This window comes from Tenacibaculum ascidiaceicola, assembly GCF_047470925.1.
GTDB classification, from domain to species: Bacteria; Bacteroidota; Bacteroidia; order Flavobacteriales; family Flavobacteriaceae; genus Polaribacter; species Polaribacter discolor.
Genome location: NZ_JAZKJP010000012.1, coordinates 233,027 through 244,674, shown reverse-complemented (window position 1 = coordinate 244,674; position 11,648 = coordinate 233,027). Strand labels below are relative to the sequence as shown.

Genomic DNA, 11,648 nt, shown 5'->3' with positions numbered 1-11,648 from the left:
AGAAACTAGGCACTTTTTGTTTTCCTTAACAAATTAATTCGCTAAAATTCTGCATCTTTGTAGCTATGCGAATTTATCCGATAGAAACAGGAAACTTTAAATTAGACGGAGGCGCTATGTTTGGCGTAGTTCCGAAAACGATTTGGCAAAAGACAAATCCAGCCGATGAAAACAACATGATCTCAATGGGCATGCGCTGTATGCTAATTGAAGATGGTGATCGTTTAACACTGATTGATACAGGTATTGGTAATAAGCAATCCGATAAATTTTTTGGATACTACTATCTATATGGAGACTTTTCATTAGACACTTCTTTAGCAAAATATGGTTTCCATAGAGATGATATTACCGATGTGTTTTTAACACACTTACACTTCGACCATTGTGGAGGAGCAATTCAATGGAACAAAGATAGAACAGGGTACGAACCAGCTTTTAAAAATGCACGCTTTTGGAGTAATCAACGTCATTGGGACTGGGCAGTACATCCAAATGCGAGAGAAAAAGCATCTTTTTTAAAAGAAAACATCTTACCAATTGAAGAAAGCGGACAACTAAACTTTTTACATCTAAATGCAAAAGATTATGTTGGGTTTGATGTGCTGTTTAAAGATGGACATACCGAAAAACAAATGCTACCGAAAATAGAATATCAAGGAAAAACATTGGTGTTTATGGCAGATTTATTGCCAACAGCAGGTCATGTTCCTTTGCCTTATGTTATGGGGTATGATACAAGGCCACTACTTACCTTAAAAGAAAAAGAAGCTTTTTTAAACGAAGCAGCCGATAAAGAATTTTATCTGTTTTTAGAACACGATGCATACAACGAAGTAATAACAGTAAAGCATACAGAAAAAGGAGTTCGTTTAAAAGAAACATTTAAGTTTACAGATATTTTTAATTAAGATAAAGATTATGAGAGTTTTAAAGCCCGTATTTTACTCGGCAATTGCAGTGGCTACCTTAGCTAGCTGTAAAACAGTAAGCAAAATCCCTGTGCCAGCAGGAAGTAATACCGTAGTGAATATTCCAGCAAAAAAAGCTGAATTAACAGACTATGAGCAAGAAAACTGGCAACATTTAGACTTGGCCACAGATACAATTCCAGGAATGAGTGTAAATAAAGCCTATGAGTTCTTAAAAGGTAAGAAGCATGTAGGAGTTGTAGTTGGTGTAGTTGATTCAGGAACTGATTTAAAACATGAAGACTTAGTTGATGTAGCTTGGGTAAATGCTAAAGAAATAGCTGGAGACGGAATTGACAATGATAAAAATGGTTATGTTGATGATGTTAACGGATGGAATTTCTTAGGAGATGCTTATAAAGAGCATTTAGAGTATGAGCGTATTTTAATGAAGCCAGAAGTTGCAGATGCTGAAACCTTAGCAGAAGTAAAAGCGTATCAAGCTGAGAAAATAGCAGAGGCAAAGAAAACAGTTGCTCGTTATGGAGGTTTAAAAGGAATGGTTTCAGATGCTGATAAAGCATTTACCAAATACTTTGGAAAATCAACCTATACTAAAGACGAAGTAGAAGCTATCAATACAAATGACGAGATGTTAAGCAATGCAAAAAACTTTGCAACTAGAATGTTTGGTTATTTTGATACGCTAGAAGAAGCTAAAGAATACTTTGAAAAGGGTATTAAAAATGCTGAAAAGACAATAAAAGGAGATAATTTAAAAACTGATTACCGTACTGTTGTTGGTGATAATGCATATGATATCAATGATAAGCCAGGGTACGGAAATGGTAATACAGGTCATTCTGAAAAAGGGGAAGCACACGGTTCTCACGTATCAGGTATAATTGGAGCAGCAAGAGAAAATGGTAAAGGAATGAACGGTGTTGCTAATGTTAAAATCATGGCTGTACGTTCAGTATCTGATGGAGATGAGTATGATAAAGATGTTGCTTTAGGTATTCGTTATGCAGTTGATAATGGAGCAAAAGTAATCAATACAAGTTTTGGTAAAGGATTTTCACCAAACAAAGAGTGGGTTTACGATGCAATTAAATACGCAGCATCAAAAGATGTATTAATTGTAAACGCAGCAGGAAATGATGGTAAAAATATTGATGTAGAGAAGACTTTCCCTAACGATGCGCCAGATTTAGTAAATGAAGTAGCAGACAACTTTTTAACTATTGGAGCTATGAGTGCTAAGTACAATGAAGAATTACCTGCAAATTTCTCTAATTATGGTAAAAAGAATGTAGATGTATTTGCTCCTGGAGTGCAAGTATATTCAACAACTCCTGATAATGAATACAAGAAGTTTAACGGAACTTCTATGGCGTCTCCAGCAGCAGCAGGGGTTGCAGCATTAGTACGTTCTTACTATCCTGAATTAACAGCAAGTCAAGTAAAGCACATTTTAATGAATTCTGGAACTAAAATAGATTTAGAGGTTATTAAACCAGGAACAAGAGATGAGAAGGTTCCTTTCTCAGAGTTATCAGTATCAGGGCGTGTTGTAAATGCATATAATGCAGTTAGAATGGCAGATAGAATGGTAAACGGAAGAAAGTAATATATATTTAGATAGATTAAAAAAGAGCATTGTTATTTGATGCTCTTTTTTTGTTATAAGAAAGCATCATGCAATTAGAGTTTAACAAGAAAACGCAAGAATTAACAATTAAAGATGAAGTACCAATGCATTCATGGTTAATAATCTGTTTGATGTTAATTAACGGAATTAATATGGGAGTTCAGTTGTATTTAATGAGTTATCAAAACAATGAAACTCTTTTTATTTTTATGCTTTTACTTGCGGCGGTTTCTGTAATAGTAATATTCTATTATATAACAAAAAGATCATGGAAGTCTAAATACTTGCTTAATGAAATTGAAGGAATAGAAACAAGAATAGTCTATGGAAAAGAACGAATTTTTCTAAAATTATGTAACGGAAAAAGACGTAGTTTTCCAGTATTAAAAAACGAAAAAGAACTAAGTGATTTTAAGAAAACACTAATCTCAATGGGAATTAAACTAGTTTAATATGAAGAAAATAATCTTAAGCCTTTTATTGTTACCGGTTATTTCTTGTGCTACAGTAAATAGTACAACTAACAAAATCGTAACAAAAACAAAAGTACACAAACAATCTAACAAAGGGTATTGGCAACAACACGTTGATTATACTATGGATATTGATATGAATGTTAAAACATATCAATACAAAGGAACACAAAAATTGGTGTATACAAACAACTCACCTGATGTATTAAATAAAGTATTCTATCACTTATACTTTAATGCATTTCAACCAAACTCTCAAATGGATGTTCGTTCAAGAAACATTAAAGATCCAGACAGAAGAGTAGGAGATCGTATTAGTAAACTATCACCATCAGAAATAGGATACATTAAAGTTAATTCATTAAAACAAGATGGATCGATAGTAAAACACGAGACTGTTGGAACGATTTTAGAAGTAACATTAAATAAATCAATTCAACCAGGAGAAAGTGTAACGTTTGATATGAGTTTTGATGCACAAGTACCAAAACAAATTCGTCGTTCGGGGCGTAATAGTGCAGAAGGAGTTGCTTTGTCAATGACACAGTGGTACCCTAAAATGGCAGAATACGATTTTGAAGGTTGGCATACACCACCATACTTAGGAAGAGAATTCCACGGAGTTTGGGGTAATTTTGATGTAACACTTCATATTGATAAAAACTATGTAGTTGGAGGAACTGGATATGTGCAGAACCCGCAAGAAGTAGGTCATGGTTATGAAGACAAAACGAAACCATTAAATGTACCTTCAGGAGATAAATTAACTTGGAAGTTTACAGCACCAAATGTGCATGATTTTACTTGGGGAGCTGATCCAGAGTTTATTCACGATACGTATAAAATGGATAACGGAATCGACTTACATTTCCTATACAAGAAAACATTAGAAGCTGAATATTTAGAAAACTGGAAAAAATTACAGCCTAAAACAGCTGAATTAATGAAGTATTTTAGTGAAAATATTGGGCAATATCCATACAAGCAATATTCAGTTATTCAAGGAGGAGATGGTGGAATGGAGTATGCAATGTGTACATTAATTACAGGGCAACGTAAATGGGGAAGCTTGTTTGGTGTAACTGCTCATGAAATGGCACACACTTGGTTTCAGTTCTTATTAGCAACTAATGAGAGTAAACATCCTTGGATGGACGAAGGGTTTACGACCTATATTTCAAACAAAGCAGAAAATGAAATTTTAGGAGAAGGAAAAGAAAATCCACATGCAGGATCTTACAGAGGCTACAATTATGTAGTAGGTAACAATTTAGAAGAGCCTTTAACAACACACGCCGACAGATATAACACAAATACAGCATACGGAATTGCTAGTTATTCTAAAGGAAACATTTTCTTATCTCAATTAGAGTATGTTATAGGAAAAGAAAATGTAGCAAAAACGTTGAAAAAGTATTTTGAAGATTTTTCTTTTAAACACCCAACCCCAAATGATATTAAGCGCACTGCTGAAAAAGTTTCAGGACTTCAGTTAGATTGGTATTTAAATGAATGGACGCAAACAACACATACTATTGATTATGGAATTAAAGCAGTAAATGGAAAAGAAATCACATTAGAGCGTATTGGTCAAATGCCAATGCCAATTGATGTTGAGGTAACTTATACCGATGGTTCAAAAGAATCATTCAATATTCCGTTACGTATGATGCGTGGAGAAAAACCAACCAATGCGACAGTTATTACTGATTGGACTTTTGCACATCCAACATATACTTTTACAACCCAAAAGGATGTAAAATCAGTTGAAATTGATCCGTCTAAATTAATGGCAGATATTAACTTAGGAAACAATACATATCCAGTAAAGTAACCTAGATTATATAAAATAATAAACAAAAGGTTGAAAGCTTGTTTCAACCTTTTACTTTTTTAAAATGAAAATAACCAACAGAAATTTACATAGAGATTTAGCGTATTTCTATGTAGGACTAATTATAGCTTTTTCTTTTTCAGGAATAATCCTTAATCACCGACAAGATTGGTATCCAATGGATTATACTTATGAAAATAAACCTTTCGAGTTAAAAATTCCTTTAGAGGAAAAAGAACTAACAAAAGAATATATTTCAAATCTAACAAAGGATATTGGAAAATACGACGGGCATAGAGTTAGAAATGGAAAAATTCGTGTGTATTTTAAAGATAATATTATTTTAGATGCTGATGCTAAAACAGGTAACGGAACTATTGAGTATAAGAGGAAGGTTCCAATTGTAGGACATTCGATGTATTTACATAAATCAACAAACAGTTTTTGGGTTTGGTATTCGGATATTTTTGGGGTTGCAATGTTGGTAATTGCTATTACAGGGGTTTTAATTCCATTAGGGAAAAAAGGGTTCAAAGGAAGAGGTTGGAAGCTAGCTGTTGTAGGTATGTTATTTCCATTACTGTTTTTAATATTGTTCTCTTAATATCTTTGGTTAAAACATCAACTAAATTATGTAATTTTGCACTTCAATTTACGATAAGATGTCAGAAGAAAAGAAATCATTGAATTTTTTAGAGCAAATTGTTGAAGAAGATTTGGCAAATGGAATGCCAAAAGAAAATTTGCGCTTTCGTTTTCCACCAGAACCAAATGGATATTTACATATAGGGCATACAAAAGCTATAGGTATTAGTTTTGGTTTAGGAGAAAAATACAATGCTCCAGTAAACCTTCGTTTTGATGATACAAACCCAGCAAAAGAAGAGCAAGAATATGTAGATGCTATTAAGCGTGATGTAGCTTGGTTAGGATATCAATGGGAAAAAGAGTGTTATTCTTCTGATTATTTCCAGCAACTGTATGATTGGGCAATTCAATTAATAAAAGATGGAAAAGCATATGTAGATAATCAATCTTCTGAAGCTATGGCTGAGCAAAAAGGAACGCCAACGCAACCAGGAGTAGCAGGTCCAAATAGAGACAAAAGTGTTGAAGAAAACTTAGATTTATTCACGCGTATGAAAAACGGTGAGTTTGAAGAAGGTTCTCATGTATTACGTGCTAAAATTGATATGGCTTCACCAAATATGTTAATGCGTGACCCTATCATGTACCGTATTTTAAAGAAAGAACACCACCGTACAGGAAGCGATTGGGTAATTTATCCAATGTACGACTGGACTCATGGAGAAAGTGATTATATAGAACAAATATCGCACTCATTATGTTCATTAGAGTTTAAGCCTCATCGTGAACTGTATAATTGGTTTAGAGATAATGTGTATGAGTACAGTCAGTCAGAATACCCATTACCACCAAAACAACGAGAGTTCTCACGTTTAAACTTAAGCTATACAGTAATGAGTAAGCGTAAGTTGATGAAATTGGTTGAAGAAGGAATTGTTTCAGGATGGGATGATCCACGTATGCCAACCATTTCAGGGTTACGTCGTCGTGGTTACACACCAGCAGCCATTCGTAGTTTTGTAGAAACAGTAGGAGTTTCTAAACGTGAAAATGTGATTGATGTAGCATTACTAGAGTTTAAAATCCGTGAAGATTTAAATAAAACAGCAAATCGTGTGATGGCGGTTTTAGATCCAGTAAAAGTGGTAATTGATAATTACCCTGAAGATCAAGAAGAGATTTTAATTGCTGAAAACAATCCTGAAGATGAAAATGCAGGGACAAGAGAGGTGCCTTTTTCAAGAGAAATTTATATAGAACGTGAAGATTTTAGAGAAGAAGCAAATAAAAAATTCTTCCGTTTAAAATTAGGAAAAGAAGTTCGTTTAAAGAATGCTTATTTTATCACAGCTAATAGTGTAGAAAAAGACGAAAACGGAAACATTACCGTAATTCACAGTACGTACGATCCATTAACAAAATCAGGAAGTGGAACGGAAGAAAGTAAACGTAAGGTAAAAGGAACGTTGCATTGGGTATCGGTAAAACATGCTGTAAAAGCTGAGGTAAGAGCGTATGACAGACTGTTTTCAGATGAGGCACCAGACAGCCATAAAGACAAAGACTTCATGGAATTCTTAAACCCTAATTCTTTAGAAAAAATTACAGCTTATGTTGAACCAAGCTTACAAACAGCACAAATTGGAGACCGTTTTCAGTTTCAACGTTTAGGATACTTTAATGTAGATGACGATTCAACATCTGAAAGTTTAGTGTTTAATAAAACTGTTGGGTTACGAGATAACTGGGCAAAAAAGAACAAATAGTCTCTAAAGACATAAAAACAAATAAAAAATGCTGCTTTTTAACTCAAAAGCAGCATTTTTTTTAACAAAAAAATCAATTTTCACTTTTCATTAGAATATGTATCTTTACAGATTAAGGATAGTTGTTGTAAAGTAAATTTTATGCAACTGAAAATCAAATAATAAAAATGTTTTTTGATACTGTAAATACCACAGGTTTAAAAAATATTTCAAAAAAATATACTATCGTATGAGTTGTAGCAGTTGCTCAACTAACAAAAGCGGAGTGCCAAATGGCTGTAAGAGTAACGGAAATTGTGCAACAGGCACATGTGGAAGTGGAAATAAACTCGCTGTTTTTGATTGGTTATCAAACATGACTTTACCTTCAGGTGAAGCTCCATTTAATATTTTTGAAGTCCGTTTTAAAAATGGACGAAAACACTTTTATAAAAATCCTGAAAACTTAACTCTTTCCATGGGAGATGTGGTTGCAGTTGAAGGATCTTCAGGACACGATGTTGGTATTGTTTCTTTAGCAGGAGAGCTTGTAAGAGTTCAAATGAAAAAAAGAAAAATTACAGCAGATAGTGATGAAGTAAAGAAAATTTACAGAAAAGCCTCTCAAAAAGACATTGATGTTTGGCAAGAAGCAAGAGGAAGAGAGCTAGAAACACAACGAAAAGGAAGAGAAATTATTAGCCGTTTAGGGTTAAAAATGAAGCTTTCTGATGTTGAATATCAAGGGGACGGAACCAAAGCTACTTTTTACTATACAGCAGATGAGCGTGTAGACTTTCGTCAGTTAATTCGCGATTTAGCGAGTGCTTTCTCTATTCGTGTAGAGATGCGTCAAGTAGGAATGCGCCAAGAAGCTGCTCGTTTAGGAGGAATAGGTTCTTGTGGTAGAGAACTATGTTGCTCTACTTGGCTTACCGATTTTAGAAAGGTAAATACAGCAGCAGCTCGTTATCAACAGCTATCACTAAACCCATTAAAATTAGCAGGGCAATGTGGTAAGCTAAAGTGTTGTTTAAACTACGAATTGGATACATATTTAGACGCACTACAAAGCTTTCCTAAACAAGATAAAGTACTAAAAACAGAAAAAGGAGATGCTGTTTTCGTTAAAATGGACATCTTCAAAAAGTTACTTTGGTATACCTACAAAGAAGAAAGCTTTAAATGGTATAAACTATCGTTAGATCAAGTTCAAGAAATTATAGAATTAAATAAAAATAATGAACTTGCTTTACCGTTAGAAGAATATGAATTAGAGATAACCGAAGAAGTTTCAGTTGACTTTGAGAATGTTGTTGGTCAAGATAGTTTAACACGTTTCGATACGCCTAAAAAAGGACGTAAAAATACCAGACGCAGAAAAAGAAAACCAACAGGTAAAAAGGAAGAAAATAAACAACCTCTTACAAACAAAAGACAAAAGAAAAAGCCACAAGTAAAACCAACCAAAACTGAAGGAGGGCAAAAAACTGAAAAAAAGAGAGTTGATAATAGGAAGCCAAGACCTAAAAACAACCCAAAAACTAGAAAACCTAAACCAGAAAGTAAAACAACTGATAAACCACAAGGGCAACAAAAGAAACCGAGACCCCCTAGAAAAAAAAATAACAATCAACGTAAAAAAAACAATAGCGATAATAAAAATAACACCAATAATGAAAAGTAAAATTGGCATCTTTTTTTTAGTAGCTATGCTATTAGCTTCATGTGACTCAAATAGTGAGTTTGATAACTATATTACACTTCCAAAAAGTGCATGGAATAAAAAGAACACAATACAATTTACATTTCCAATTAACGATTCAATTGGTAAGAAAAACCTTTTTATAAACCTTAGAAATAATAAGGATTATGCATACAGTAATCTTTTTTTAATTACACAAATGGATTTTCCTGACGGACAAATAATCATAGATACTCTGGAATATGATATGGCAGATGTTACAGGAAAGTTTTTAGGAGAAGGTTTTACAGATATTAAAGAAAATAAACTTTTTTATAAAGAAAACATAACGTTTCCCCGCAAAGGAGAGTATACTTTTAAGGTTCGACAAGCCATGCGAAAAAATGGAGAAGTTGAAGGAATTGAAGAACTAGAAGGAATAACTCATGTAGGGTTTAGAATTGAAAAAATAAAGTAATGACAGAGAAAAAAGCAACAAATTTTAGTAAGTACATTAAATGGTTTTGGGGAATCATTTTAGGAGGTTTTTTATTTATTAGTCTACTATTTTTACTAGCTTCTTGGGGAGTGTTTGGGGCATTGCCAACTTTTGAGGAGTTAGAAAATCCGGAAAATAATTTAGCTACAGAAATTATTTCATCAGACGGTAAAACTTTAGGAAAATACGCTGTTGAAAATAGAACACCAATAAAATATAAAGATATTCCAGAAAGTATGGTAAAAGCGTTAGTTGCAACAGAAGATGAGCGCTTTTATGAACATTCAGGAATTGACTTTAGAGGAACTGCAAGAGCTATTTTAAAACCAGGAAGTGGAGGGGCGAGTACGATAACTCAACAGCTAGCAAAAATGCTGTTTACGAAAAAAGCTTCTCGAAACATTTTTAAAAGAGTACTTCAAAAGGTAAAAGAATGGGTGGTAGCTGTAAAGCTAGAGCGCCAATATACCAAGGAAGAAATCATAACAATGTATTTAAATAAATACGATTTCTTAAATCAAGCAGTAGGAGTACGTTCGGCAGCTAGAATTTATTTTGGAAAAGAACCAAAAGAGCTAGATGTAGAAGAGTCTGCAATGCTAGTAGGAATGCTTAAAAATTCCTCTCTTTTTAACCCATTAAGAAGAAAAGAGATGGTGAAGCAAAGAAGAAATGTTGTATTAAAGCAAATGAATAGAAGTGAGTTTATTACTCAACAACAAAAAGACTCATTGCAAAAATTAGGATTAGGACTTAATATAAACAGAGAAGGGCATAGTGATGGTTTAGCTACATACTTTAGAGAACATTTAAGAAGTATTTTGAAAGAATGGGTAAAAGAACATCCTAAGCCAAATGGAGAAGAGTATAATATTTACAGAGACGGATTAAAAATTTATACAACTATAGATTCTCGTATGCAAAAATATGCTGAAGAAGCAGTATATGAGCATATGGCAAACCTTCAAACATATTTTGATAAGGAACAAAAAAGAAATAAAAATGCTCCTTTTTATGGAGTTAGTAAAAGAGATATAGAAGGAATTTTACGAAGAGCTAAGCAAAACTCTGATCGTTATAAGCGAATGAAAGCAGCAGGGAAATCTGAAAAAGAGATAGATAAGGTCTTTAATACAGCTACCGATATGCGTATTTTCACATGGAAAGGTGAACGTGATACGGTAATGACTCCTTATGACTCAATACGTCATTATAAATATTTCTTACGTTCAGGTTTGGTATCTATTGAGCCTCAAACAGGTCATATTAAAGCTTGGGTTGGAGGAATAAACCATAGGTATTTTAAATATGATGCGGTAGAACAACAAAAGCGTCAAGTAGGTTCTACATTTAAACCTTTCGTATACGCTACGGCAATTAACCAGTTAAAAATGTCTCCTTGTGATAAATTGCCAAATACTCCTTATACTATTCCTAAGGAAAAATACGGAATGCCAGAAGATTGGACACCTAAAAATGCAGGAGGTAAATATGGAGGTGAGTTAACGCTAAAAGACGCGTTAGCAAGTTCTGTAAATGTAATTACTGCACAGCTAATAGACAAAGTCTCACCTATAAATGTGGTACGATTGGCAGAATCTGCAGGAATAAAATCTAAATTAGAGGCAAATCCATCTATTGCATTAGGAGCAGTTGATTTATCTTTATTAGAAATGGTAAGTGCATATTCAACCTTTGCCAATAAAGGGTTACGTGTAAGTCCTTTAATGATTACCCGAATAGAAGACAAAAATGGAACTGTTTTAGAAGAATTTGTACCAGAAACTAAAGAGGTATTGAGTGAAGAGTCCGCCTATGTAATTTTAGATTTAATGCAAGGAGTAACGCATAGAGGTTCAGGAGTATGGTTACGTTCATCATGGGCTTCAGCAGGAGACGCAGTAACAGGTTTTCCGTATAAGTTTACCAATCAAATTGCTGGTAAAACAGGTACAACACAAAACCAATCAGATGGTTGGTTTATGGGAATTGTTCCTAACTTAGTAACAGGTGTTTGGACAGGGGGAGAAGATAGGGCTACACACTTTGCAGGACTAAGATACGGACAAGGTGCGACCATGTCATTGCCAACATGGGCCATGTTTATGAGGAAGTGTTATGAAGATAAAACATTAGAAGTTAGTAAAGGGGACTTTGAAAAACCTAAAGATATAAGTATAAACCTAGACTGTTCAAAAGTTGAGGAACCAAAAGAAGGAGAGAAAGAAGAAACAGGACCAGACGATACAGATTTTTAGTATAT

9 protein-coding genes are annotated in these 11,648 nt (G+C 33.8%); all 9 read left to right on the top strand.

The features are described from left to right. The first annotated feature begins 65 nt into the window (after positions 1-65). A complete protein-coding gene (locus tag VBY68_RS13180; protein ID WP_099215003.1) occupies positions 66-911 on the top strand; it encodes an MBL fold metallo-hydrolase in 846 nt (281 codons plus the stop codon). Between the two features lie 10 nt (positions 912-921). Beyond that, positions 922-2,541, top strand: coding sequence for a S8 family serine peptidase (locus tag VBY68_RS13175; protein ID WP_415269992.1), 1,620 nt, complete (start codon positions 922-924; stop codon positions 2,539-2,541). Positions 2,542-2,609: 68 nt separating this feature from the next. Further along, entirely contained in the window at positions 2,610-3,014 is a 405-nt protein-coding gene (locus VBY68_RS13170) for a hypothetical protein (RefSeq protein WP_273694103.1), read from the top strand. Between the two features lies 1 nt (position 3,015). Beyond that, a complete protein-coding gene (locus VBY68_RS13165) occupies positions 3,016-4,869 on the top strand; it encodes a M1 family metallopeptidase (RefSeq protein WP_415269991.1) in 1,854 nt (617 codons plus the stop codon). Positions 4,870-4,933: 64 nt separating this feature from the next. Then, positions 4,934-5,473, top strand: coding sequence for a PepSY-associated TM helix domain-containing protein (locus VBY68_RS13160; RefSeq protein WP_273694102.1), 540 nt, complete (start codon positions 4,934-4,936; stop codon positions 5,471-5,473). A gap of 58 nt (positions 5,474-5,531) precedes the next feature. After that, complete coding sequence (locus VBY68_RS13155; RefSeq protein ID WP_415269990.1) at positions 5,532-7,223, top strand: glutamine--tRNA ligase/YqeY domain fusion protein; 1,692 nt, start codon at positions 5,532-5,534, stop codon at positions 7,221-7,223. Positions 7,224-7,452: 229 nt separating this feature from the next. After that, entirely contained in the window at positions 7,453-8,889 is a 1,437-nt protein-coding gene (locus VBY68_RS13150; protein ID WP_415269989.1) for a PSP1 domain-containing protein, read from the top strand. After that, positions 8,879-9,364, top strand: a complete 486-nt coding sequence (locus VBY68_RS13145) for a gliding motility lipoprotein GldH (RefSeq protein ID WP_121146529.1) — start codon at positions 8,879-8,881, stop codon at positions 9,362-9,364. Before VBY68_RS13150 ends, VBY68_RS13145 begins: the two co-directional genes overlap by 11 nt. Next, positions 9,364-11,643: a penicillin-binding protein 1A gene (locus VBY68_RS13140; RefSeq protein ID WP_415269988.1), complete on the top strand. Its 2,280-nt coding sequence runs from the start codon at positions 9,364-9,366 to the stop codon at positions 11,641-11,643. The genes VBY68_RS13145 and VBY68_RS13140 overlap by 1 nt, the downstream gene beginning before the upstream one ends. Positions 11,644-11,648 lie beyond the last annotated feature (5 nt).